This window comes from Agrobacterium sp. O3.4 (assembly GCF_041414895.1).
GTDB classification, from domain to species: domain Bacteria; phylum Pseudomonadota; class Alphaproteobacteria; order Rhizobiales; family Rhizobiaceae; genus Agrobacterium; species Agrobacterium cucumeris.
In genome coordinates, this window is the sequence record NZ_JALPZP010000001.1 from 591,443 (window position 1) to 613,792 (window position 22,350).

22 protein-coding genes and 1 tRNA gene are annotated in these 22,350 nt (G+C 59.3%); 13 read left to right on the forward strand and 10 right to left on the reverse strand.

What is annotated here, in order from left to right; genetic code table 11:
* Positions 1–11 precede the first annotated feature (11 nt).
* Both M0412_RS02785 and M0412_RS02790 read right to left on the reverse strand, forming a co-directional pair.
* Complete coding sequence (locus M0412_RS02785) at positions 12–578, reverse strand: hypothetical protein (protein ID WP_269703031.1); 567 nt, start codon at positions 576–578, stop codon at positions 12–14.
* Complete coding sequence (locus tag M0412_RS02790; protein ID WP_269703029.1) at positions 565–1,038, reverse strand: RbsD/FucU family protein; 474 nt, start codon at positions 1,036–1,038, stop codon at positions 565–567. The genes M0412_RS02785 and M0412_RS02790 overlap by 14 nt, the downstream gene beginning before the upstream one ends.
* A gap of 276 nt (positions 1,039–1,314) precedes the next feature.
* Here M0412_RS02790 and M0412_RS02795 point away from each other — a divergent pair, with 276 nt between their 5' ends.
* The 5 genes from M0412_RS02795 to M0412_RS02815 all read left to right on the forward strand — a co-directional run bounded on the left by M0412_RS02795 (position 1,315) and on the right by M0412_RS02815 (position 7,765).
* On the forward strand, positions 1,315–2,559 hold the full coding sequence (locus M0412_RS02795; RefSeq protein ID WP_269703027.1) for a PLP-dependent aminotransferase family protein: 1,245 nt from the start codon (positions 1,315–1,317) through the stop codon (positions 2,557–2,559).
* A gap of 333 nt (positions 2,560–2,892) precedes the next feature.
* Positions 2,893–3,876, forward strand: a complete 984-nt coding sequence (locus M0412_RS02800) for an ABC transporter substrate-binding protein (RefSeq protein WP_149900249.1) — start codon at positions 2,893–2,895, stop codon at positions 3,874–3,876.
* A gap of 9 nt (positions 3,877–3,885) precedes the next feature.
* Positions 3,886–5,580, forward strand: a complete 1,695-nt coding sequence (locus M0412_RS02805) for an iron ABC transporter permease (protein ID WP_142840204.1) — start codon at positions 3,886–3,888, stop codon at positions 5,578–5,580.
* A complete protein-coding gene (locus tag M0412_RS02810) occupies positions 5,568–6,596 on the forward strand; it encodes an ABC transporter ATP-binding protein (protein ID WP_269703022.1) in 1,029 nt (342 codons plus the stop codon). The genes M0412_RS02805 and M0412_RS02810 overlap by 13 nt, the downstream gene beginning before the upstream one ends.
* Positions 6,597–6,655: 59 nt before the next feature.
* Positions 6,656–7,765, forward strand: a complete 1,110-nt coding sequence (locus M0412_RS02815) for an endonuclease/exonuclease/phosphatase family protein (protein ID WP_269703021.1) — start codon at positions 6,656–6,658, stop codon at positions 7,763–7,765.
* 90 nt (positions 7,766–7,855) lie between these two features.
* On the opposite strand, the gene M0412_RS02820 is transcribed toward M0412_RS02815, so the two are convergent.
* Positions 7,856–9,595, reverse strand: coding sequence for a GGDEF domain-containing protein (locus M0412_RS02820; protein WP_269703019.1), 1,740 nt, complete (start codon positions 9,593–9,595; stop codon positions 7,856–7,858).
* Between the two features lie 210 nt (positions 9,596–9,805).
* Between M0412_RS02820 and M0412_RS02825 the strand changes: the two genes are divergently transcribed.
* Positions 9,806–9,881 (forward strand) — tRNA-Thr (locus tag M0412_RS02825).
* A gap of 60 nt (positions 9,882–9,941) precedes the next feature.
* On the opposite strand, the gene M0412_RS02830 is transcribed toward M0412_RS02825, so the two are convergent.
* Entirely contained in the window at positions 9,942–10,295 is a 354-nt protein-coding gene (locus M0412_RS02830) for a nuclear transport factor 2 family protein (protein ID WP_269703017.1), read from the reverse strand.
* Positions 10,296–10,692: 397 nt separating this feature from the next.
* On the opposite strand from M0412_RS02830, the gene M0412_RS02835 reads away from it, so the two are divergent.
* A complete protein-coding gene (locus tag M0412_RS02835; RefSeq protein WP_046798137.1) occupies positions 10,693–11,295 on the forward strand; it encodes a J domain-containing protein in 603 nt (200 codons plus the stop codon).
* 7 nt (positions 11,296–11,302) lie between these two features.
* Here M0412_RS02835 and M0412_RS02840 read toward each other — a convergent pair whose 3' ends face one another.
* Positions 11,303–11,872 carry a DUF922 domain-containing Zn-dependent protease gene (locus M0412_RS02840; protein WP_305765317.1) on the reverse strand — a complete coding sequence of 190 codons (570 nt, stop codon included), beginning with the start codon at positions 11,870–11,872 and terminating at the stop codon, positions 11,303–11,305.
* Positions 11,873–12,074: 202 nt separating this feature from the next.
* Positions 12,075–12,530 (reverse strand): PRC-barrel domain-containing protein, encoded by a 456-nt coding sequence (locus tag M0412_RS02845; protein WP_269703012.1) that lies wholly within the window; start codon positions 12,528–12,530, stop codon positions 12,075–12,077.
* Between the two features lie 163 nt (positions 12,531–12,693).
* Here M0412_RS02845 and M0412_RS02850 point away from each other — a divergent pair, with 163 nt between their 5' ends.
* Positions 12,694–13,119 (forward strand): DUF1801 domain-containing protein, encoded by a 426-nt coding sequence (locus M0412_RS02850; protein WP_269703010.1) that lies wholly within the window; start codon positions 12,694–12,696, stop codon positions 13,117–13,119.
* A 34-nt stretch (positions 13,120–13,153) separates the two neighbouring features.
* Here the strand turns inward: M0412_RS02850 and M0412_RS02855 are convergent, their stop codons facing one another.
* Positions 13,154–14,122 (reverse strand): alpha/beta hydrolase family protein, encoded by a 969-nt coding sequence (locus M0412_RS02855; RefSeq protein ID WP_269703008.1) that lies wholly within the window; start codon positions 14,120–14,122, stop codon positions 13,154–13,156.
* 179 nt (positions 14,123–14,301) lie between these two features.
* On the opposite strand from M0412_RS02855, the gene M0412_RS02860 reads away from it, so the two are divergent.
* The gene (locus tag M0412_RS02860; RefSeq protein WP_269703006.1) at positions 14,302–14,901 is read left to right on the forward strand and encodes a hypothetical protein; all 600 of its coding nucleotides are present in this window, start codon (positions 14,302–14,304) and stop codon (positions 14,899–14,901) included.
* Between the two features lie 178 nt (positions 14,902–15,079).
* Here the strand turns inward: M0412_RS02860 and uvrB are convergent, their stop codons facing one another.
* Positions 15,080–18,052, reverse strand: coding sequence for an excinuclease ABC subunit UvrB (uvrB, locus tag M0412_RS02865; RefSeq protein ID WP_269703004.1), 2,973 nt, complete (start codon positions 18,050–18,052; stop codon positions 15,080–15,082).
* 256 nt (positions 18,053–18,308) lie between these two features.
* Here uvrB and M0412_RS02870 point away from each other — a divergent pair, with 256 nt between their 5' ends.
* Entirely contained in the window at positions 18,309–18,662 is a 354-nt protein-coding gene (locus tag M0412_RS02870) for a DMT family protein (protein ID WP_003495099.1), read from the forward strand.
* A 106-nt stretch (positions 18,663–18,768) separates the two neighbouring features.
* A complete protein-coding gene (locus tag M0412_RS02875; RefSeq protein WP_269703281.1) occupies positions 18,769–19,191 on the forward strand; it encodes a GNAT family N-acetyltransferase in 423 nt (140 codons plus the stop codon).
* A 37-nt stretch (positions 19,192–19,228) separates the two neighbouring features.
* Here M0412_RS02875 and M0412_RS02880 read toward each other — a convergent pair whose 3' ends face one another.
* The gene (locus tag M0412_RS02880; RefSeq protein ID WP_142840194.1) at positions 19,229–19,612 is read right to left on the reverse strand and encodes a helix-turn-helix domain-containing protein; all 384 of its coding nucleotides are present in this window, start codon (positions 19,610–19,612) and stop codon (positions 19,229–19,231) included.
* Between the two features lie 157 nt (positions 19,613–19,769).
* Here M0412_RS02880 and M0412_RS02885 point away from each other — a divergent pair, with 157 nt between their 5' ends.
* Both M0412_RS02885 and M0412_RS02890 read left to right on the forward strand, forming a co-directional pair.
* Positions 19,770–20,381 carry an NAD(P)-dependent oxidoreductase gene (locus M0412_RS02885; RefSeq protein WP_269702999.1) on the forward strand — a complete coding sequence of 204 codons (612 nt, stop codon included), beginning with the start codon at positions 19,770–19,772 and terminating at the stop codon, positions 20,379–20,381.
* Between the two features lie 12 nt (positions 20,382–20,393).
* Entirely contained in the window at positions 20,394–20,870 is a 477-nt protein-coding gene (locus tag M0412_RS02890; RefSeq protein ID WP_269702997.1) for a nuclear transport factor 2 family protein, read from the forward strand.
* A 73-nt stretch (positions 20,871–20,943) separates the two neighbouring features.
* Here M0412_RS02890 and M0412_RS02895 read toward each other — a convergent pair whose 3' ends face one another.
* A complete protein-coding gene (locus M0412_RS02895; RefSeq protein WP_269702994.1) occupies positions 20,944–22,308 on the reverse strand; it encodes a PepSY domain-containing protein in 1,365 nt (454 codons plus the stop codon).
* Between the last annotated feature and the right edge of the window lie 42 nt (positions 22,309–22,350).

Here is a 22,350-nt window from a genome sequence, read left to right on the forward strand (position 1 = left end):
GCTCCGGCCTTTTATAATTCATACGCGGACCCCAGAAATATGCCCTCTACACTGTCTGAAACGCTTTCAATATAAGTGTTGATCGCGACCAGAAGGTCAGTCAGAGCAAAATATTTCCTATCGAATTTATCCGATTTTATTGATATGGCGGCATCGATTTCTTCTTTTATATCGAGCCATTTATTCAGATCAATGCGTCCGGCAACGTACTCCATGGTTCCGAAATCCTTAAATACAGTGATTTCGTTTCCGTGAATAACGTTTCCTATTATATTCCAAGCGCTGTCTACGCGGCCTTTGCCACTGTTAGCTGATGGCTCTCCTGATATGCGGACGTTTTTCGATTTTAGGATTGGGACGGTTTGGGTGATCTCAGCAAATCGTCTTGCGGATATGCATAAAATCAGTAAGTCTTTTCTGCATAAATTTTCCGCGACGCTGTAATATTCGCCGTGGTCTAAAATCTTCAAACTTCGAGATGTTGCATATGATGCTAAACGGCTGATGGCCTCAACGGCATCAGCGTACGCATGCTTGCAAAGATCTCTGTCTACCTTCGGTACTTTATTTTTTGCCATCGCTCTGCCCGGCATATGGAGGGATGACCCCCTTCGTCAGCAGGAAGCAGCCGTAAAACCGCGTTTCGCCAGTCGTAATGACGCAATAGGCCTGTTTGGCTTTTTCGTAAAAAGCGAAACGCTCGATGCCATACATCGGGGCGGTTTTTCCTTCCGCCGCGTCGATTTCCGCCTGCACTTCGACCTGTACCGGCTCCAGCTGATCGGGAGCGCCCATCACCTCCATGCGGCCGACGGAGGGTTGCAGCGGTGTGTCGAGCGGCAGTACCGACAGAATTGCCTGCACGGCGCGCGCGGCAGAGACGTTGTCGATATGCAGCACCTTGCCGACCGTCGTGTGGCGGGCGACCGAATCGGACGGGAAATTGGTATCGGAGATCACCAGCGTATCGCCGTGCCCCATGGCGCGCAGCGCGTGCAGCACATCGGCGTTCAGCGCCGGATCGATATTTTTCAGCATGTCGTCTCACTCCCATGGCTGCTTTCGCCGCATCACGGCGCTTGGCCGCAATCCAGCCGGAAAAGCTTGCCGCGTCAATCGCAAAGGTGAGATTGTGAAGCTTTGCGGGAGGGTGTATTTGGCTTTGTCCGCAAAAACGGGCCTCAGGGAGGGCCGGCTGCGGGCAATGTGCAGGGAGGCAGAAATAATTCGAAAAACTGATAAGTCAGTATTGCTGACATATCGACATTTCTGTAAAGATGCACGCATAAAAACGACACAAGAGGAAACGTACCCATGCTAGATTGGGAACAAATTTTCGCCACGCGCTCTTCGCGCATGAAAGCGTCTGAAATCCGTGAGCTGCTGAAGCTGCTCGAACAGCCCGATATCATCTCCTTTGCCGGCGGTATTCCGGACCCGGCTCTTTTCCCCGCAGAGGAATTTCAGCAGGCTTATGCCGAAATTTTTTCAGGCGCGCAGGTCAATGCAGCGCTGCAATATTCGGTGAGCGAGGGTTACAAACCGCTGCGCGAATGGCTGGCGGGTGAGATGGCCGATATCGGCATCGACTGCACCGCCGATAATGTCTTCATCGTTTCCGGCTCGCAGCAGGGTCTCGATTATCTCGGCAAGCTGTTCCTGTCGCCGAAGGATACGGCGCTGGTCACCTGGCCGACCTATCTCGGCGCGCTTTCCGCCTTCAACGCCTATGAGCCGAATTACGACCAGCTCAATCCCGGCGGCAACCGCACGCCCGAGGCCTATCGCGAGACCGCCGCCAAGCATGGCGGTGCGGTGAAGTTCGCCTATCTCTCGGCCGATTTTTCCAATCCGACCGGCGAGACCGTCGATCTGGCCGGCCGTGAAAAGGTTCTGGCGCTGGCCGACGAGCTCGACATTGCCGTCATCGAAGACGCCGCCTATCAGTCGCTGCGTTACGATGGCGAGGCGGTTCCGCCGATCATGGCGCTCGACATTGCCCGTTGCGGTGGCATCGAGAACACCCGCACCATCTATTGCGGCAGCTTCTCCAAGACACTCGCACCGGGCCTTCGCGTCGGTTACATCGTCGCTTCCGCACCTGTTATCCGCAAGCTGGTGCTGATGAAGCAGGCCGCTGACCTGCATTCCTCGACCATCAACCAGATCGCCATCGAACGTGTCGCCTCGCGCGGTTTCGACAAGCAGGTGGCCAAGATCAAGGCCGCCTATAGCGCCCGCCGTAATGCGATGCTGGCCGCACTCGACAGGTACATGCCGAAGGGCACGCACTGGACGAAGCCGGAAGGTGGCATGTTCATCTGGGTCACCTTGCCGGAAGGCATGGATGGCGCCGCCCTGCTGGCAAAATCCATCGCCACGGAAAAGGTCGCCTTCGTTCCCGGCCGTGCATTCTTTGCGGATGGTTCGGGCACGAACACGCTGCGCATCAGCTTCTCCTGCGCCAACGAGGCGATGATTGAAGAGGGTATGAAGCGGCTTGGCCGGTTGATTACGACGGCGCAGGCGGAAACGGGCGAAGTGCTGCCGGCGATTTGAGGGTTGCGCGGTATTCGGCAGCGATGGAGGTTGTGGCGTTACCCCCCTCTGTCCTGCCGGGCATCTCCCCCACAAGGGGGGAGATCGACCCGTGGCGAGGTATCGCCCATCTCATCGTTTGAGAATGAAGTTGTGAGAGAGCCTCTTGCCGATCTCCCCCCTTGTGGGGGAGATGCCCGGCAGGGCAGAGGGGGGTAAGCCGCGATTACCAGGGAACATTGTTCCTCTCGATCACGACGGCCCCAAGAGAACCCACCCCAAAAATCTTGCCTGTCACATACATGTTATGCAATCATGTTTAAGCGGTCCCACCAAACAACAGGGACTGGACCCATGAAAACGCTGCTTTCCGCTTTCACCGCCATCGTATCGCTCGGCTTCATCGCCACCGCTGCCAATGCCGCCGATCTGGTGCTCTATACCAGCCAGCCGAACGAGGACGCGCAGGCGACCGTTGATGGTTTCAAGGCCGCCAATCCCGGTCTTGAAGTTGAATGGGTGCGTGACGGAACGCCGAAGATCATGGCCAAGCTGATGGCTGAGATCAGCGCTGGCAATCCGGTTGCCGACGTGCTGTTGATCGCCGACACCGTGACGCTCGAGCGCATGAAGCAGGCCGGCCAGCTTCTCGCCCACAAGTCTGCCGAAGCCAAGAACATCGACGCCTCGCTCTATGACGCGGACGGCTTCTATTACTCCACCAAGCTCATCACGACAGGCATCATGTACAATACCGCTGCCGCGATGAAGCCGACGAGCTGGAAGGATCTGGCCAAGGCTGAAGCCAAGGGTCTCGTGACCATGCCGAGCCCGCTGACCTCGGGTGCGGCGCTGATCCATGCGCAGACGCTTGCTGCTGCCGATGGTCTCGGCTGGGACTATTACAAGCAGCTGAAGGCCAATGAAGCCATTGCCGGCGGCGGCAACGGTGCGGTTCTGAAGTCTGTTGCTTCGGGCGAAAAGGCTTACGGCGTGGTCGTCGATTACATGCCGATCCGCGAAAAGGCCAAGGGCGCGCCAGTCGAGTTCGTTTTCCCGGAAGAGGGTGTTTCGGCCGTCACTGAGCCGGTCGCGATCATCAAGGGCACCAAGCACGAGGAAGCCGCCAAGAAGTTCGTTGACTACGTGCTTTCGGAAAAAGGCCAGCAGGGCTTCGTCAAGCTTGGCTACATTCCTGTTCGTGCCGATGCCGGCATGCCGGAAGGTTTCCCGGCCCGCGACAAGATCAAGGTTCTGCCGCTCAGCGCTGCTGATGCGCTGAAGAACTCAGAGCAGGACCTGAAGACCTTCTCCGATATTTTCGGCTCCAAGGGCTGATATAGCGGCATGTCCCGTTCAAGTGCCTATGGAAGCAGCCAGCCGCGCTGGCTGTTTCCTTTTGTGGTGAGTGTCGTTTTTGCCCTCAGCGCCCTGCCGCTCGGCCGGCTGGCCTATACCGGCATCATTTCATCACTCAATGGTGACATATGGCGGCTTCTCGCTGATCCAGCCCTTTGGGATGCGGCGCTAAACACGCTCTCCACCTCGTTTTTCGGCATGGTGATCTCGCTGGCGATTGGCGGCGCCTTTGCGCTTTCGCTGACGCTTTGCGACATTCGCGGCAAGTCGATCTTAAGCTTTCTGTTCATGCTGCCTATGATGATCCCGCCGCAGGTGACGGCGTTGTCGTGGATCGGCATGACCGGCCCGTCGAGTACGCTGTTAAAGGCCATCGGCCTTGCGCCGCCGATGGGATCGCCGCAGCCGCTTTATTCGATTGCGGGCATCGCGCTGCTGCTCGGCGTGCAGCATGCACCGCTTGTTTATCTGTCGCTGCGCGCCGGTCTGCTTGCGCTGCCGCAGGATGGCATCGAGGCCGCCAAGCTTTCGGGCGCTTCGCCGCGCCGTGTGCTGTTCGATATTATCCTGCCACTTTCCACGCCGGGGCTGATCGCCGGGGCGGCGATTTCCTTCGTGTCCAATGTCGGCAATTTCGGCATTCCGGCAATCCTCGGCATACCGGGGTCGATCTTTACCCTGCCGACGCTGATCTACAGCCGTTTCGCCAGTTTCGGCACCAGCACCTTCGGCGATATCGCCATTCTCTCCACCATGATCGCCATCATCTCGGTCGCCGGGCTGGCGCTTCAGGAACGGGCGATGAAGGGCAGGGACTATCGCATCATCGGCCTTTCCGGCAAGGCCGCGACCTTCGGGCTGGCGCGCTGGCGGGTGCCGGCAGAATGTGCCCTGTGGTTGGTGCTGTTCTTCATGCTGGTTGCGCCGCTTGCGGCACTGGTGGCGAGTTCGCTCGCGCCTGCCTATGGCGTGCCGCTCAGCCTCAAGACCGCGACGCTGCATGCCTATGAGGAACTGCTCTACCGCCAGAGCGTCACCCGTACCGCCTTCCGCAATTCGCTGTTTCTGGCAACCGCCACATCGCTCTGCCTGCTGGCGGTAACTGTGCTGACCGCCTATTTCCTGGTGCGCGGCAAGAGCCGCTTCATGTTCCTGCTGTCGGCCCTGGTGGATATCCCCTATGCATTGCCGGGCGTGGTCATCTCGGTGTCCTTCGTGCTGCTTTTTGCGGCCCCCATTCCGTTGTTGGGCATCACGCTTTACGGCACGATCTGGATCATCCTGCTCGCCTATTTCTCCTCCTTCTTTGCTGTCAGCCTGAAACCCATGGTCAGCGCCTTCCTGCAATTCGATCCGTCGCTGGAAGAGGCCGCTCGGCTGTCCGGTGCAGGCTTCTGGCGACGGCTCACGGATATCATTCTGCCGCTGGTCGGCCCGGCGGCGGGCGCTTCGGTCATTCTTGTTTTCCTGATCGCCTGTAACGAGCTGACGGTCTCGGCGCTCCTGTGGTCGGCCGGCACGCAGACGCTCGGTGTGCTCATCTACAATCTCGATGATAGCGGCAGCTTCGATCTTGCGTCCGCGCTTTCGGTGCTGGTCGTCATCATGGTGATTTTCCTCATGTTGCTGCTCGAAATTCTGGGGCGCTATCTGCCGAAAGGAGTGGTTCCTTGGCGAAACTGATCCTCAACCGCCTGTCGAAAAATTTCGCAGCCGGATCGAAGCCTGCCGTCGACGACGTGTCGCTTACCGTGCGCGATGGCGGCTTTCTCGCCTTGCTCGGCCCTTCCGGCTGCGGCAAGACGACGGTGCTGCGGATGATTGCCGGTTTCGAACAGCCGACCGATGGCTCCATCCTGCTTGGTGAACGCGTGCTAGCCGATGGCGGCAGCATGGTGCCGCCGGAGCGGCGCAACATGGCGATGGTGTTCCAGTCCTATGCCTTGTGGCCGCATATGTCGGTTGCCGACAATGCCGGCTATCCCTTGAAGGTACGCGGCATTTCCGGTGAGAAATATCGCGAGAAGGTGCGTCAGGCGCTTGCCGCCGTCCGCCTCGAGAGCTTTGCGGATCGTCGCCCCGCCGAGTTGTCCGGCGGCCAGCGGCAGCGTGTGGCGCTTGCCCGCTGCCTCGTTACCGAGCCTGACGTGGTGCTGCTCGACGAGCCGCTCGCCAATCTCGATCGGCATCTGCGCCAGGAAATGGAGGAGACGTTTCGCGAATTCCACATCCGCTCCGGCGCGACGATGATCTATGTCACCCATGATCAGGCCGAGGCCATGGCGCTGGCGACCGATGTCGCCGTCATGTCGCAGGGCAAGCTCTTGCAGGTGGCGGCACCGGCAGAGCTTTATGCGCGGCCGGAAGGTAGGCTTGTCGGTTCGCTGGTGGGGCAGGGGGCGATCCTGACCCTGCCGGTAACGGAAGGGGTTTCGCGCGATCTTGACTGGACGGCGCTTCGGGCGGCGATGGAGAGTGGCAGGCACTTGCCGCAGGCGGATATTCTCGTGCGGCCGCAGGATGTGGTGCGGGACGCGGAGGGTGTCAGCTGCACCGTCACCTCGGTCCTTTACGAGGGCGAGCGTTATGCTCTCCGTCTCGACCTGCCGGATGGGCAGGCGCTCAGGGCGTATTCGCGGGAAGCGGTTGCCATTGGTGATCGGCTGCCGGTTGCCATCAGGGCGGCGTGGCGGCTTTAGACTATTGGCGAGACAGGGCCGGAGCGGTTAAGCTTTCCTTCCAGCAATAGGAATGAACCATGTCGCTTCGGCTTGCCACCTTCAATATCGAAAATCTTCTCACCCGTTTTGATTTCACCGGCTTTCGCAACCAGACGCGGCGCGACAGGGCGATCCAGCTGTTCGATATCAGGGACGAGGCGACCTATCAGGCGCTGGAAAGCGCACGGACAGTCTCCTCCACCGACGATACCCGCCAGCTTTCGGCGCTCGCCATAGCGGATGCGGATGCCGACATTCTCTGCCTGCAGGAGGTCGATAACATGGCCGCACTGCAGGCCTTCGAATATGGTTATCTTTACCGCATGGTCGGTAATGGCTACCTGCAGAAATATCTGGTCGAGGGCAATGACAGCCGCGGCATCGACGTCGCTGTCGTCATGCGCGAGCAGACCCGTGATGGTGACAAGATCGAGGTGGTCGACATCAAGAGCCATGCGGCGCTGACCTATCGCAATCTCGATCTCTTCAATCCGACGCTTTCGGCCACCAACCAGATCGATGACAAGATTTTCAAACGGGATTGCCTGGAAATCGACCTCCGGATCGGCGGCAAGCCGCTGACGCTTTACGTCACACATTTCAAATCCATGACCAATTCCCGCGATCCGGTCGATGCGCGGCTTGCCACCATGCCGATCCGCGAGGCGGAAGCCATGGCCGTGCGCCGTATCATCGAAAACCGCTGGGGCGTCGGCAATACGCGCAACAAGAATTTCGCCATCTGTGGCGATATGAACGACTATCAGGAGCGGGTGGCGATTTCCGGCGACCGGCGCAATGGCTATAGTTTCACGCCTGTCGAGGAGGCGAGGAGCGCGCTCGATGTCTTCACCGCCGATGATTTCGTTACCAATCCGATGATGCGCCGCGATGTCATGGATCGCTGGACGCTTTATCATTCTCGCGGGCCGCAGGAGCAGCATCTGTGCCAGCTGGATTATATCTGGCTTTCACCACGTCTGGCTGAAATCAACGCGACAAGGGCTCCTGAAATCATCCGGGCGGGCCAGCCGTATCGCACCATCTTTCCGCCGGGGCAGGAGGTGGAGCGTTATCCGCGCACCGGCTGGGATCGCCCCAAGGCTTCCGACCATTGCCCTGTCGTGATGACGCTGGACCTGATCTAGAGAATTTCCGCATTTTTCGACGTAAGAAACGATTTCCGTTCTGACTGGAAATGCTCCAGCCGCCGGCAGCTTGCCAATCCATGCCAGCAGCTATCCGTTGGCGACCTTTGGGAAATAGGTGGCCCAGACGCGGTTGCGGCCGGCACGCTTGGCTTCATAAAGCCGGTCGTCGGCGATTGCGATCAACTCGTCCCAGCTGTTTATCGCCCGCGCTTCCTGCCACACCACGCCAAAGCTTGCCGTCAGCGACAGGCCGCTTTGCTCATCGATCATCTGCGCTTCGATCAGACGGCGAAGGCGGTCGGCGGTTGCCGTCGCGGTCGCGTGGCTGACATCCTGCAGCACGACGACGAATTCCTCACCGCCGTAACGGGCCAGAATATCGTTCTTGCGCAACGCGCTGCGCAAAAGCCCCGCCGTCTTTTGCAGCGCGAGGTCGCCCATGGCGTGGCCATAACGATCGTTGATCGATTTGAAGTGGTCGATATCGACAATCATCACGCCGAGCGACTGATATTGTTCCTCGCCGCTCAATATGGCGCGGACGGCCCTTTCCAGCGCACGGCGATTGAAGACACCTGTCAAGGCATCGGTTTCAGAGAGCGTGCGAAGCTGCTCGGCCAGCGCGCGCTGCTGGTTTTCCATTTCGCCCTTCTGGCGAAGCTGCTCACGCAGGAAATCAAGTTCCTCGAACATCTTCTTCACTTCCGGAGCAACCCTGTCTTCACACCGGGCTTCGGAAAGGTCTCCGGCGGCGATCGCGGCGATCTGCGCCCGGACGGATTGCATAGGCTGGAACAGCGCCGTTCTATAGACGGAAGTAAGCCGCAGCAGAACCAGAACCGCGAAGGCGGCCAGAAGAAGGGATGCTGCACCAAAGACCAGAGCCTCGTTCTTCCTTTTTTCGAGTCTTGCCCGGGTTTCGGCGAGAATGAGGTCGCGCAGCGTATCGGACGAGCGCATGCCGGCAATATAGTTCCTGGAGAATTCAAGAATGCTCGGCTGGGCGGAGGGCATGGTTATCACGATGGTATTCTGCGCATAACGCAGCGCCTGACCGAAATAATAGGTCTCCATGTCCTGAAACGCCTTGTCCAGTTGCGGCGTCGACAGATAGGCGGCGGTGTAGTTGATCAGCGACGCTTTCAGCGACAGCAGGCTCTGCATCTCATTGTCAAACCTGGCACGATATCCCAGCTTTTCCTGCCTGTTTGCCCGCAGGCTCATCACCACATAAGAGCCGAGCCGCCCGATCCTGTCGCGCATCACGCCGGCGGTGCCGGTCATGGTGATATCGATCGCCACTTCAGGCGTGACCTTGATGACGGCGCGTGCCACCTTGCCGCGCAGCAGGTTGACGCTGTCAGCCGCCTTGAACATCGATAAAATCGCGCTGGACATGGCGCTTTGGCTGCGTGTGGCAGGGGGCAGTGCGGCAACCCGATCCACGGCTTCACGGGATTGCGCCAGTTTCTGGCGGGTTTCGGCGAGTGATTTGGCAAATTCAGGCTGGGCCTTGATTTCCTCGGTGAAGGAAACTTCAAGTTCCGACAGCTTGTCATCCGTCGCCTTGCGTGCAGCCGCAAGCCCTTCCACCAGCTTCGGATCGGGGGCGGATGCGCCCATCAGATTGTTTGCAGGGCCGCGCTCGGCCGAAATCAGCCATGCGGACTGAAGTGCAGTTTCGAAACGGGTGAGCTGGGCAGCATTGGTGCGGTAACGCAGATAATTGGCGACACTTGGCACTGCGGCCAGAGTGGCCAGCAGTATTGAACTCGCGGCGATGACGATCGTGCCTGTCAGCTGTATTTTCTGTATGCTCGCGCGCATCTGAGGCGTCGTTCTCGCTGCAATGGTTATGTTTCATCGCCATCTTACCGCCGCTGCGTAAATACTTCGCTTATTTTCCGGGCCTTTGCCGCGATGATAGTCAAGGGGACGACGAGCGCAGGTGATGTGGAGAAGCTATTCGCTGATGCAGTGTCATCAGTTTTTGCTTTACACCAAGTCAGAATCTGATAGTTGGCAAGGCACTGGATTGCCCTTGTAGCTCAGTTGGTAGAGCACCTGATTTGTAATCAGGGGGTCACGAGTTCGAACCTTGTCGGGGGCACCAGTATTTTCAATAGCTTGAACCTGCCCCCATCCGCACTTTCGTTGCTTTTCCGGACCGCACCTACCTCTTGATGTGGTAGAGCTTGTGCACGATCGACCAGTTGCCGTCGTGTTCCAGCAGGGACAGATATTCGTAAAAATCCATGCCATCGAAACTTGTCGTCAGCTTCACCGAAGCGCTGTCGCCCTCCTTGTCGATGCCCATGATTTCGAATGTGGGGTCGTGATCCGGCAGGCCGCGTTCGTTTTTTCGCATCTGGTCAACGAAGTCCTCCAGGGACAGCCATTCGGTCTCCCCTTCGAAGGTGCCGACAATGCTGGCGCGCGGATCGAAAACGTCACGCATCAGGCTCTCATCGGCATAGGCCATGGCGTGCACATAGTCCGTGACGGTCTGGGTAATGGTTTGCGGCATCGGATCATCCCTCCCTTCAGATCCAAAAGCCGAGCTTACACCCGTTGGTGAGTTTCCACCATAACCTCCTGAAAACGCGCTCCTTACGCCTTCGCAAAAGTGTTTTACGGTGGCCTGCCGCAAAGGCGGCGGGTGGAGTGGCGGCATGTTTTGCTGCCGCTTTCCACAATTTTGTCCCGCCTGTCATTATAGTCGCCTTGGGTCCGACAAATTTCGGCATCAAGGGCTTTTCCGCCGGTCGTCCTGCGGCGTGCCATGAGGCTTTTATGTGGGCTTTGCCGGTTTAACCGCCGGTGCGGGGTGCCGTGCGGGGCGGATTTGGCCTATGATCCGCCCGCAGGTCCTGCGACGGTGGTATCGGGCATGCGGGTAACAGTTTGCGTTTGAAGGTGTTTTTGTGATCGATCCCTATGTTTTGCTTGGCGTGGAGCGCGATGCCGACGAGGCGGCGGTCAAGTCGGCCTATCGTAAGGTTGCCAAGGCGGCCCATCCCGACAGCGGTGGCGACGCCGATCAATTCGCCCGCCTGCAGACGGCCTACGAGCTTTTGAAGGATCCGGTGCGCCGCAAGGTGTTCGACGATACGGGTTACGATCCACAGCTTGCCGACGCCAAGGACCTGAAGGGCCTGCTGATGCTGGAAACACTGGTCAACGAGTTCATTCTGGATGAGCGCGAACCCGGAAGCTTTGATCCCGTGGCCGCCATGCGTCGCAAGCTGACCGACGACATTCTCAAAAGCCGCTTCCACATTCTGGAACTTGAGCGGCACCGCACCCGGGTTCGCAAACACATGGATCGTCTCGGCCGCAAGCCGGAGACCGATGTGCTGAGTTCCATGCTGCGCGCCCGCAGCCAGTCGATCGCCGAAGCCATCCGCAATGCGGAGGCCCAGATCGAGGCAATCGAGCAGGCCTATACGATGCTCGAGGGCTATTCCTATGAGCTGGAGACCATGGTGCTGTCCGAGCCGCTGCTGAAGGGCGAGGCGGCGGAATAATCGCTCTTCAGGGCCCGTTGACCAGCGCGAGAATGAGCTTGTGCACCCGCCCGCCGGGGGAAAGCTCGTCGCGGTCGAAATCACGGCCGCGCTGGCGCTGCTCGTTGGAAAGCTCGCCCAGCCGTTGCTGCAGGACAACCCGCACCTTCTGGCATTTCGGATCGTTTTCCGCCCTCAGACCCGTGCTGAAGGCTTCGATCTTCTGCACCATGTCGAGAATATGTTCGCCATGGACACGCTCATGGGTTTCGACGCCGGAAATGAAGGTTTTCCAGCTGGCGGCAACGGCGGGTGGCAATTGCGCCGGTGCTTTCGGCCAGGTGTAGATGATGGTGAGATTGGGCCTTGCGGTGGCCAGCACACAGGCGCCGTCTGGCTGCGGACGATAATCCCGCCGCCAGGTCAGCTTGAAGGTCGTGTGGGCGATCGCCTGTACGCCGGCAGTCGGGCCGCGTTCGCCGATCGACTGGTACAAAGCACCGCCGGTATTGCCGCTGATGGCATAGGTTTTTATCTGCTCTGCGGGTTTCCAGCCGGTGGATTGCGCGAACAGCGGAACGGCGCTTAGCAACATCATGACGGTGCTGGTGGCGAGGGCGGAGAGGGTCTTGGCGGGCACGCATGGATCCTTGGTGATTTGCGAGCCGAAGATAGGCGAGAGGCGGGCTGTCAGGCAAGGGTCTGTGCGATGGGATTACCAGATGCCCCGCCGGAATATAACACAGGAAAAACCCCCGCGATGACGGATCGCGGGGGCAAGCTTGCGACTGCAGGGGTAATCAGTCGTCCAGCTTGTCGTAGTCGAGCTTCGGCGCATTTTGCAGCGCTTCCTTGGTGGTGTCGACATAGGCCTTCCAGGTGCCGTTGTCGTTGTTGACCGCGACCGAGGCCGGGTCGAGCACCACGTAGCTCTTGTCGATGCCGAGGAAACCGCCGACGCTGGCCACAAGGCCGATCACCGACTTGCCGTCGCCGATGACGACATCTTCGATTTCGCCGATGTTTTCGTTCTGGGCATTGTAGATGTCGAGACCGTCGAGCTGGGAGGCGGTGAGATCGGTCTTCTGGACATTCACGAACTTCAGCGGGCCGTTGGCCTTGGTGCCCATGGTGATGCCGGGGCCGGACAAAGCGGCATCCGCGCCGGCGGCAGGGGCCGTGGTGGCCGTCTGGGCAAAAGCCACGGAAGAGGAGAGCACTGCCGCGGCAGCGAGCGCGATGACCTTGATTTTCATGATGTTTCTTCCCTTTGTATGCTGAACGTTTCGTTCGGTAAGGAAACGGCGAAGCGTGAATTTGGTTCCGCGTGGGATGGCATGAAAATTTGGTCTATGCTGAAAGACGAAACAGTCGCGGGGCAGGCCGGCAACGGCGGCGCGGTGAAATCGGGAGAGTGTCATGGCAAAAACGACGGCGGAGAAAGGTGCGGAGGAAATCGCAGCATCGGACTTCATTGACGGCAAGATCGCCGAGCTTGGCGACTGGCGGGGTGATATGCTCGCGCATGTCCGCGCGCTGATCAAAAAGGCTGATCCGGAGGTGATTGAAGAAGTGAAATGGCGCGGTGTGCCGGTTTGGTCGCATGCGGGCATTCTGTGCACCGGTGAAACCTACAAGAACGCCGTGAAGATGACCTTCGCCAAGGGTGCTTCACTCGCGGATCCTGCGGGCCTGTTCAATTCGAGCCTTGAGGGCAATATGCGGCGGGCGATCGATTTACACGAAGGGGACATCGTGGACGAGGAGGCGTTGATAACGTTGATCCAGGTTGCCGTGGCGTTGAACGCGTCGGTGAAAACCGGGAAAAAGCGGGCCGGCAAATGATCAGGCTGATCAAGCCGTGAAGACGGCGGGTTCCTCAATCTTGCGCAACATCCGCTGCCTTGTCCCATTCGCTGTCGATGAACTTCAGCGCGTCGATGATCGAAACTTTCCACACTGACCAGACGTGATCGCCATCGGTCACCCGCAGTTCGGATTTGCGCTTGTCGGCCTGTAGGGTCTCATGCAGGGCGATGGCGCCGCGCCAGAGGAAGAAGCCGTCATCATCCCCTACGGTCAGATAGGTGGCGGGAAGATCCTCGCTTTCGGCGACGTGCTGGGCGACGAGGGTGAAGACGTTTTTCTCGTTAAAGAGCCTTGCATCGAAGGGCGTGCCGAAGGCGCCGGAAAAATGGTCACCGGTGGAAGGCAGCACGATGCCGCTGGTGATGGTGGTGCGGTCGACCTGATGGAAAAAGGCGCTGTCCTGAATGAGCTTCAATTCGGCGGGTGTCTTGTCGAGATCGGAGGCGGGCACGTTCTGCCAGATCGCGCCGGACAGGCTGACGACGGCGCCATAGAGGTCTTCGTGGCCATAGGCGAGATGCAGGGCACCGAAACCGCCCATGGAAAGGCCGGCAATGGCGCGGCCTTCACGATCCTTGCGCACCGGCAGGGTTTTTTCGATCTGGTGGCGCAGATCGCCGGTCAGTGCCGTTTCATAGTCGCCGGGGCCGCCGACGGCGGCGGAATCGACGTACCAGCTGTTCTTGACGCCGGGCATGACGACCACCAGCGGACGGATGGTGCCTGCTTCAATGAGCGTATCGAGGGTCTTTTCGATGTTGCCGAGATCGCGCCAGCTATTCTGGTCGCCATCATGGCCATGCAGGAGATAGAGCACCGGCCAGCCGTTTTCGGGCGGCGTGCCGTCCGGGCGATAGATGTTGACGGGAAGCGGCGCGTTGAGGGCGGCGCTCTGGAAAGTCGCATCCTCGATCTGTCCGGAGAAGGCTGGTCCGCAGGAAAGCAAAAGGCAGAAGGCCGCCAGATTTTTTCGATGCATGCCGTGTCTCCCTGCTGCTATCTCCAGACGATAATCCACGTTCGTGGGAACCGCGTCGTCAGGGCATAATGTTGCGGTAATGCTCTCCTTGCAAGTTTGCGGGCGATCTAATGGCTTCAGCTTCGGGAATTTCGATGCGGCGGCCATTCATATTGCGCCACAGTCTTCTGGGTTTCATGATGACATTGACATTATCGCGTTTCAAACCACTGCTTATTTTGATCGTATTTCTCTCCGGCTGCATGACCACGCCGATTTCCAGTATTCCCAAGCTGATGCGCCTCGATTTTCTGACGATGAATTTCGAGCATGTGCGGGTGGGGTTGCAGCTTCCTACCTTCCTTTCACTCCGTGCCGGTGATGCGGTGATGATCATCCGCAGCGCCACCGATGGAGTTAAGGACAAGACTGTCGAAACATTCGGGCTGATCGAAGAAGATATGTCTGAGGCTGACCGCGCCCGGTTCAAGGCGAAAAACCGGGCCGGATGGGGCACAACCGCGTGGAGAATAAAGCCCGAGGATGTGGCGCGGCTCACCGCATTGCAGGAGAAGGTGCGCCGCTCGCGCATCGAGGGGCCGCGCATCCGCGGCAGCACGGAAATAGAGATATTGCGGGTCTGCGTCGCCGGCACCCTGCCGAGTGGGCCGATTTATTTCTCGACCTATATCAAGCCTGCGGAAAATGAGGACTACATTCCGATGTCCATCGATGCGGATCTGGTGAAGGTGTTTGGAGCAGCGCAGATTGCGACGCGGGTCAGCCGCTGCGAAGGTTAGAACAGTATCCGGTTAAACGGAGGCGCTCGACGTGCTTTGTGTTTTACGCATTTCCGGACGTAAAGCGGCCGTGAACCTATATTGGAACTACTTCGGCTATGATCGGAAGCTGTTCTGCCACGCACAACGCTGAAGCGGGGGCAAATCTATCGCCACCCGCCTGATTGATCGTTGCGCATCAGCGGCCGGGACGGCCGGTCTTGCCCTTGGTTCGGCTTTTGCGCTTCTGTTCGCCGGCATCCTCATAGGAGCCCGCGCCGATCTTACCGCGTACCAGCGGTCTTGGATCGTCGGTCGCACGCTCCGGCTGGCCTTCCAGCAGCGGTGAGAACCGTTTGCCGGGCTCGCTTTCCGGTTTGTCGGGCACGGTGCCGCGCACGGGTTTTTCGGTTCTGCCTACTGTCATTTCGTCCAGCGAGTTTCTGCGGAACAGCGGCTTTCCAGCGTCCGAGCCGGGGCCCATCTCGTCCAGAGAGGGTTTGGCGAAGAGGGAGGTTGCCGCGGGTGGCTCATTCCCGTCTGTCCTGCCGGACATCTCCCCCTCAGGGAGGGAGATCGACTCGGGGCGAGCGTTTTTAGCGCTTTTCCTGGCCTTGCCGCCGCCTTCAACAGCGCGCGCTTCTTCCTTGGCCATGGGGTCATCCATGGTGGCGAGTTCGGCGGCCTTGAGGCGTTTGATTTCGTCGCGCAGGCGAGCGGCCTTTTCGAAGTCGAGGTCGGCTGCGGCATCGCGCATGGATTTTTCCAGCGCGTTGAGATGGGCCTGCAGATTGTTGCCGACCAGATGGCCGCCATCGGCGAAGCCCTTGCCGGAAACGCCTGAAATATCAGCCCTTACGTGATCGCGCTCATAAACAGAATCAAGAATATCGGAGATTTTCGCCTTGACCGATTCAGGCGTGATGCCGTGTTCGGCATTATAGGCCATCTGTTTTTCGCGGCGGCGGGAGGTTTCCTCCATCGCCCGTTTCATCGAGCCGGTGATGTTGTCGGCATAAAGGATGACCTTGCCGTCGACGTTACGGGCGGCGCGGCCGATGGTCTGGATCAGCGAGGTTTCCGAACGCAGGAAGCCTTCCTTGTCGGCATCGAGGATGGCGACGAAACCGCATTCGGGAATGTCGAGGCCTTCGCGCAGCAGGTTGATGCCGACGAGTACGTCGAAGGCACCGAGGCGCAGGTCGCGGATGATCTCGATGCGCTCCAGCGTGTCGATGTCAGAGTGCATGTAACGGACGCGCACGCCCTGTTCATGCAGATATTCTGTCAGGTCCTCGGCCATGCGTTTGGTCAGCACGGTGCAGAGTGTGCGGTAACCCTTGGCGGCGGTCTCGCGGATTTCACCGAGAACGTCATCCACCTGGCTGCGGGCGGAACGCACCTCCACCGGCGGATCGATGAGGCCGGTCGGGCGGATGACCTGTTCGGCGAAGACGCCGCCGGACTGCTCCATTTCCCATGAGCCGGGGGTGGCCGAAACCGCGACGGTGAGCGGGCGCATCGCATCCCATTCCTCGAAGCGCAGCGGCCGGTTGTCCATGCAGGAGGGCAGCCGGAAGCCATATTCGGCCAACGTCGCCTTGCGCCTGAAGTCGCCGCGATACATGCCGCCGATCTGGCTGACGGAGACATGGCTTTCGTCGATGAACAGCAGCGCGTTGTCAGGTATATATTCGAACAGCGTCGGCGGCGGCTCGCCGGGATTGCGGCCGGTGAGGTAACGCGAATAGTTCTCGATGCCGGCGCAGGAGCCGGTCGCTTCCAGCATTTCGATGTCGTAACGGGTGCGCTGCTCCAGCCGCTGGGCTTCCAGCAGGCGGCCGGCCTTTTCCAGCTCGGCGAGGCGGCCCTTCAGCTCTTCCTTGATCGACTTGATCGCGCCATTCAGCGTCGGGCGCGGCGTGACATAGTGCGAATTGGCGTAAATCTTCACCGATTGCAGATCGCCGGTCTTCTGGCCGGTCAGCGGGTCGAATTCGGTGATGGAATCGATCTCGTCGCCGAACATCGAGATACGCCAGGCGGCATCCTCAAGGTGGGCCGGGAAGATTTCGATGGTATCGCCGCGCACGCGGAACGAACCGCGCTGGAAATCCATGTCGCGGCGCTTGTATTGCTGGGCCACCAGGTCGGCCAGAAGCTGACGCTGGTCCAGCCGGTCGCCCACCTGCATCTGGAAGGTCATGGCGGTATAGGTTTCCACCGAGCCGATACCGTAGATACAGGAGACCGAAGCGACGATGATGCAGTCGTCACGCTCCAGCAGTGAGCGGGTGGCGGAGTGGCGCATCCGGTCGATCTGTTCGTTGATCGAGGATTCCTTCTCGATGAAGGTGTCGGAGCGCGGCACATAGGCTTCCGGCTGGTAATAATCGTAGTAGGAGACGAAATATTCCACCGCATTATCGGGGAAGAAGTTCTTGAACTCGGAATAGAGCTGTGCCGCCAGCGTCTTGTTGGGTGCAAGAATGACGGCGGGGCGCTGCGTGGCTTCGATGACCTTGGCCATGGTGAAGGTCTTGCCGGAGCCGGTGACGCCGAGCAACACCTGGCTGCGCTCACCGGAATCGATGCCTTCAACGAGGTCGGCGATGGCGGTCGGCTGGTCGCCGGCGGGCTGGTAGTCCGAGGCCATGCGGATGGCGACGCCGCCTTCCGATTTCGGCGGGCGGGCGGGTCGGTGCGGTGTCCAGAGCTTGCCGTCCTTGAACAGTGGATTGCCGCTCTCGATCAGCTTGGACAATGCGTCCACCGTGGCGGTGACGGCGCCTGGCGCGAGATTGGCGGCTTCCTCCAGCGAAACGTCCATGCCGGCCACCGGATTAAGACCAGCGGCGGCACGGGTTTTCGGATCGCTCGACGCGCCGATGGATACGCCGCGCGCGGTTTTGGACGCGGTGGTGTTCTTGGCCGTCTTGGCGGCTGCCTTTTCCGCTTCCTTGCGGGCCTCTATCTCGATCTTCTTGCGGTGCTTGCCCGCTTTCGAGGCAATTTCGCGCTGGGTTTCCACCGAGCCCGCCTCGGCTTCCGCCTCCAGCTGCTTCACCCAGTCGGCGACACTGCCGCTGAGCGGCGCGCCTTCGAACGACGATTGCGGGGCTTCCTCAAAGCCGGAGGGCGAGGACGGGGGATTTTTCGGTGATCTGGCCATGCGCGAAATATGGAGGGAGTCACGCGCAAAGGGAAGGGGAGGCCGTGAAAAAATGAGTACAAAAAGGAAACGAAGCATCCGGAACAAAATTCAGGCGGATGCGTTGCATAGCGGCTGAATGCAGCTTTATCGAAACCTGTTGAAAATCGATTCCGGTTTTCGCTGCGATGCGCTAGAGCAAATCTCTACCGGCAGAATGATGGTTGCGTTTTCAAACTGCCTTTCATGACATCCCTCCCTATTTTCAGGAACCATCATGCCGTTCTCGATCAGTCCCGCCCACATCTGGCCTGTCCTAATGCTCGTCGCCTCAAATGTTTTCATGACTTTCGCCTGGTATGGCCACCTCAAGCACAAGGGCAGCGCGCTCTTCCTGGCGATCATCGCGAGCTGGGGCATCGCGTTCTTCGAATATATGCTCGCCGTGCCGGCGAACCGTATCGGCTCGGAGGTCTATTCCACGGCGCAGCTCAAGACCATCCAGGAAGTCATCACGCTTGCGGTCTTCGCGCTGTTCTCGATCTTCTGGCTGAAGGAGAGCATCACCATCAATCATGTGATCGGCTTTGCTTTGATCGCTTTTGGGGCTTCCTTCATTTTCCGGTCCTGATCCGCATGGTGAGGCTCCGGTCCGGGACCATATGCCAGCAGTCGCAATCTGAGAGGTTGATACATTGATGAAGATACGGCCTGCGAGAGACGATGATGCGGCTGGCATGGCGGCGGTCCAGAACGAGATATTCTCGGCAGGCCTCCGAAAGGCGCCGACTGATATCGTTGCGGTGCTGGAAAATTACATCCGGCATGCAGACCGTATCGAGTGTTCGGTCGCCGAGGACGGGGACGGGCGTATTCTGGGCTTCCAGTCGCTGCGTTACGCGCGGGCGGACAATCCCTACGGCGTGGCGGAAGGCTGGGGTATCATCGGCACCCATGTCAGCCCGCATGCGGCGCGAAGGGGCGTGGGGTCCGCGCTTTTTACGGCTACCCGAAAGGCGGCGGAGGCTCGCGGCCTGAAAAATATCGATGCCAGCATCGGCGCGGATAACAGGCTCGGGCAGAATTATTACGAGGCGATAGGCTTCACGACCTATCGTCAGCCGGAAGGGCTGGTCTGCAAGGTCTATCGTCTGGCCTAGGTATGGGGTTTGAGACCCGGCCCGTGCCGGCAGTGGATCAGCCGCGATTGTCGTTTTCGGAATATTGCAGGCGCGCCTTGCAGATACGAACGTGGTTCTCGTCGGCCCATTGCACCAGCAATTGCATCGGCACCAGAAACGAGCGGCCGAGATTGGTGAGTTCATATTCCACCCGCGGCGGCACTTCGGCATAAAGCGTGCGGCGGATGAAGCCGTCTTCTTCCAGCCGCTTCAGCGTGCGCGACAGCATCTGCTTGGAAATATCGTCGATCCTGCGGTTCAGTTCGTTGAAGCGTAGCACGCCGCCCTGCAGGGCTTCCAGAACCAGCAGGCTCCACTGATCGCCGATGCGATCCAGTACGTCACGGATCGGGCACGGTTGCTCGAAGGTGAAGATTTCCTTTGTTTGCGTGTCCGACACTGTTTCCTACCCCTTGCCCTTTTTCACTCATCAAGGTCATCGCCATGTGACCAGATCAGCCGCCGCTGACTTCTTGCGGCTATGGTTGCGATATCATAGCTCTCTTTCGCGGTCTATTATCTAGACCGATAACGATTGTGACGAAAGGACAGAAGCCATGGCAAAAATCGCGCTCGTCGGCGCTTCCGGCAATGCCGGCTCCCGCATTTTGAAGGAACTTTCGGACCGGGGGCATCAGGTAACGGCGATTGCCCGCGCTCCTGAGAAGATCGCCAGCCTGCCGAATGTGGTGGCCAAAAAGGGCGACGTCTTCGATCAGGTGGGGCTTTCTGAGCTGCTTAGGGGTCACGATGCTGTGATAAGCTCGGTGCACTTCACTGCCAGCGATCCCCTGAAGCTCATCGAGGCCGTGCGTGCTTCCGGCGTTCAGCGTTATCTCGTGGTCGGCGGTGCCGGCAGCCTTGAAATTGCGCCCGGCCAGCGTGTGGTTGATCTTCCGGATTTCCCGGCCGCCTACAAGGCCGAGGCGACGAAGGGTGCGGAATTCCTGGATCTGTTGAAAGAGGAAAAGCAGCTCGACTGGACCTTCCTGTCACCCTCAGCCGAATTTGTGCCGGGGGAAAGAACCGGCAAATTCCGGATCGGCAAGGACAGCCTGCTCAGCAATGACGAAGGCAGCCGTATTTCCTTCGAAGATTATGCCATCGCGCTTGTCGATGAAATCGAGAAGCCGCAGCATTCCCGCCAGCGTTTCACCGTCGGTTATTGAGAGGTATCACCCATGAATTTCGTAACACGCCGTCTTGCCATTGCCGCTTTCGCGCTCGTGCCCGCTTTGGTGGCCGCACCGGTTCTGGCGCAAACCGCAAATCGCGATCTGGCTCAGGAAGAAGCCAAGCGCAAGCTGGTGATCGAATTTTACGACACCGTCTTCAACAAGCACGAGGTGGAGAAGGGCGCTGCCGTTGTCGTCGACAGCTACAAGCAGCACAACCCCAATGTGCCTGACGGCAAGAAGCCGTTTGTCGATTACTTCACGGGGTTCTTCAAGGAAAATCCGCAGTCCAGAGCGCGCATCGTCCGCAGCGCAACGGATGGCGATCTTGTCTATCTGCATATTCATTCGACCGAAAAAGAGGGCGATCGTGGCACGGCCATCGTCGACATCTTCCGCGTCACGGATGGCAAGATCACCGAGCATTGGGATGTGATCCAGCCGGTGCCCGAGACGGCGGCGAACAACAATACGATGTTCTAAGTCAGACTTTCGTCAATAACGAGGGAAACAGCCGGGATTTTCGCCCGGCTGTTTTCATTTTAGAGGATGCCTTTTAACCGGCCCGCCGCTTCTGGCGAGACTGCACGATCAGATCCAGCGCCAGCATCACCAGCAGGCTCGCGCCCACCAGCGGGAAAAGGATGCCGCCGATGGCGAGTACAGCGAGGAGCCCGCGCAGCACACGTTTTTCCTGCGGCAGGGGCGGAACGCCGAGCGAGCCTTGCGGGCGGCGTTTCCACCACATGATACCGGCGGAGACGGCTAGCAGCACAATGCCGATGCAGGCTGCCAAAAGCACGATCTGATTTACGACCCCGTATTGCTGACCCAGATGCACGTTGATGCCCCATTCGAGCGCTTTGCCGAGCGGGCCGTAGTCGGCGTAACTCATATCGATCAGCGGCTCGCCGCTATATTGATCGAGGTGGACGACGCGTTGCTGCGTCAGATCGTCAGGATAGGCGGAGCCGCTATAGACCCCGGAAGATTTGGTGGGCAGTGCGACGGCGTAACCGGCAGCGAGGCCCAAGGCGTCGAAACGCGCCATGGCCGCATCGATCCCGATCGGTTGGCCGGTGCCGGACGCACTGGATTCGGGAATTTGTGCCTGTTCCAGCGACCAGCTTGTTTTGGCCACGTGATCGAGATGGTCACCGGACATCGGGACATCGGTGCGGACGCCGGCCGGATATCCGAAATTGCTGCCATTTGCCCATTCATTGACCTTCGCGCCCCAGACGCCCGACCACGGCATGCCGGTGACGGCGAGGAAGACGATGAAAAAGCCGACGAAGATGCCGGTGACGGCATGGGTATCACGCCAGAAGACCCGCTTTTTCGGCGTACCGCGCACCGTTACGACACCGCCCGTCTGTTTTCGCGGCCACCAGAGATAGATACCGGTGGCGACGAGCAGGATGGACCAGCCGGCGGCGATCTCGATCAGGTAGCGGGCATAGGCACCGAAATATTTTAGGCTGTGGAGGTAGCGGATCGTCCACATGACGGTGCCGCGATCCGGCAGGGAGCCGGCAACCTCAGCCGTATGGGGATTGACGTAGACGGCGCGCTTGCCATCCGCCGTATTGACGGTGATTTCCGTCGACGCGCCGGGATCGGCCGGGGTCGTATATTTGACGGCAGTGCCTGGAACCGCAGCAAGTGCAGCGGCAACAATTTCGGAAGGCAGTGCTTTCGGTGCGTTTTGCACCACCTCTATCCGCTTCAAATCCGAATGGATGAGGTTATCGAATTCGTCCCGGAAAAGATAAAGGGCGCCGGTGACGGCGAGCGATATCATGAAGGGCAGGACGAAGAGACCGGCATAGAAATGCCAGCGCCACACGGCGCGGTAAAGATTGATGGACGAGGAATGCGCAGGCGCGCGCTCGCCCTCGAAAGAGGTCGTAACGGACATGGATGTCTCCGCAGGAAGAGTGATTTCCGGCAAGCCGGGCGT

Coding starts and splice junctions, on each gene's coding strand:
- M0412_RS02795 (WP_269703027.1), top strand. CDS start 1,315: ATGCTAGATTGGGAACAAATTTTCGCCACGCGCTCTTCGCGCATGAAA.
- M0412_RS02895 (WP_269702994.1), bottom strand. CDS start 22,308: ATGTCCGTTACGACCTCTTTCGAGGGCGAGCGCGCGCCTGCGCATTCC.
- M0412_RS02885 (WP_269702999.1), top strand. CDS start 19,770: ATGGCAAAAATCGCGCTCGTCGGCGCTTCCGGCAATGCCGGCTCCCGC.
- M0412_RS02790 (WP_269703029.1), bottom strand. CDS start 1,038: ATGCTGAAAAATATCGATCCGGCGCTGAACGCCGATGTGCTGCACGCG.
- M0412_RS02850 (WP_269703010.1), top strand. CDS start 12,694: ATGGCAAAAACGACGGCGGAGAAAGGTGCGGAGGAAATCGCAGCATCG.
- M0412_RS02860 (WP_269703006.1), top strand. CDS start 14,302: ATGACATTGACATTATCGCGTTTCAAACCACTGCTTATTTTGATCGTA.
- M0412_RS02820 (WP_269703019.1), bottom strand. CDS start 9,595: ATGCGCGCGAGCATACAGAAAATACAGCTGACAGGCACGATCGTCATC.
- M0412_RS02875 (WP_269703281.1), top strand. CDS start 18,769: ATGGCGGCGGTCCAGAACGAGATATTCTCGGCAGGCCTCCGAAAGGCG.
- M0412_RS02785 (WP_269703031.1), bottom strand. CDS start 578: ATGGCAAAAAATAAAGTACCGAAGGTAGACAGAGATCTTTGCAAGCAT.
- M0412_RS02855 (WP_269703008.1), bottom strand. CDS start 14,122: ATGCATCGAAAAAATCTGGCGGCCTTCTGCCTTTTGCTTTCCTGCGGA.
- M0412_RS02815 (WP_269703021.1), top strand. CDS start 6,656: ATGTCGCTTCGGCTTGCCACCTTCAATATCGAAAATCTTCTCACCCGT.
- M0412_RS02840 (WP_305765317.1), bottom strand. CDS start 11,872: ATGATGTTGCTAAGCGCCGTTCCGCTGTTCGCGCAATCCACCGGCTGG.
- M0412_RS02830 (WP_269703017.1), bottom strand. CDS start 10,295: ATGCCGCAAACCATTACCCAGACCGTCACGGACTATGTGCACGCCATG.
- M0412_RS02870 (WP_003495099.1), top strand. CDS start 18,309: ATGCCGTTCTCGATCAGTCCCGCCCACATCTGGCCTGTCCTAATGCTC.
- M0412_RS02890 (WP_269702997.1), top strand. CDS start 20,394: ATGAATTTCGTAACACGCCGTCTTGCCATTGCCGCTTTCGCGCTCGTG.
- uvrB (WP_269703004.1), bottom strand. CDS start 18,052: ATGGCCAGATCACCGAAAAATCCCCCGTCCTCGCCCTCCGGCTTTGAG.
- M0412_RS02800 (WP_149900249.1), top strand. CDS start 2,893: ATGAAAACGCTGCTTTCCGCTTTCACCGCCATCGTATCGCTCGGCTTC.
- M0412_RS02845 (WP_269703012.1), bottom strand. CDS start 12,530: ATGAAAATCAAGGTCATCGCGCTCGCTGCCGCGGCAGTGCTCTCCTCT.
- M0412_RS02805 (WP_142840204.1), top strand. CDS start 3,886: ATGTCCCGTTCAAGTGCCTATGGAAGCAGCCAGCCGCGCTGGCTGTTT.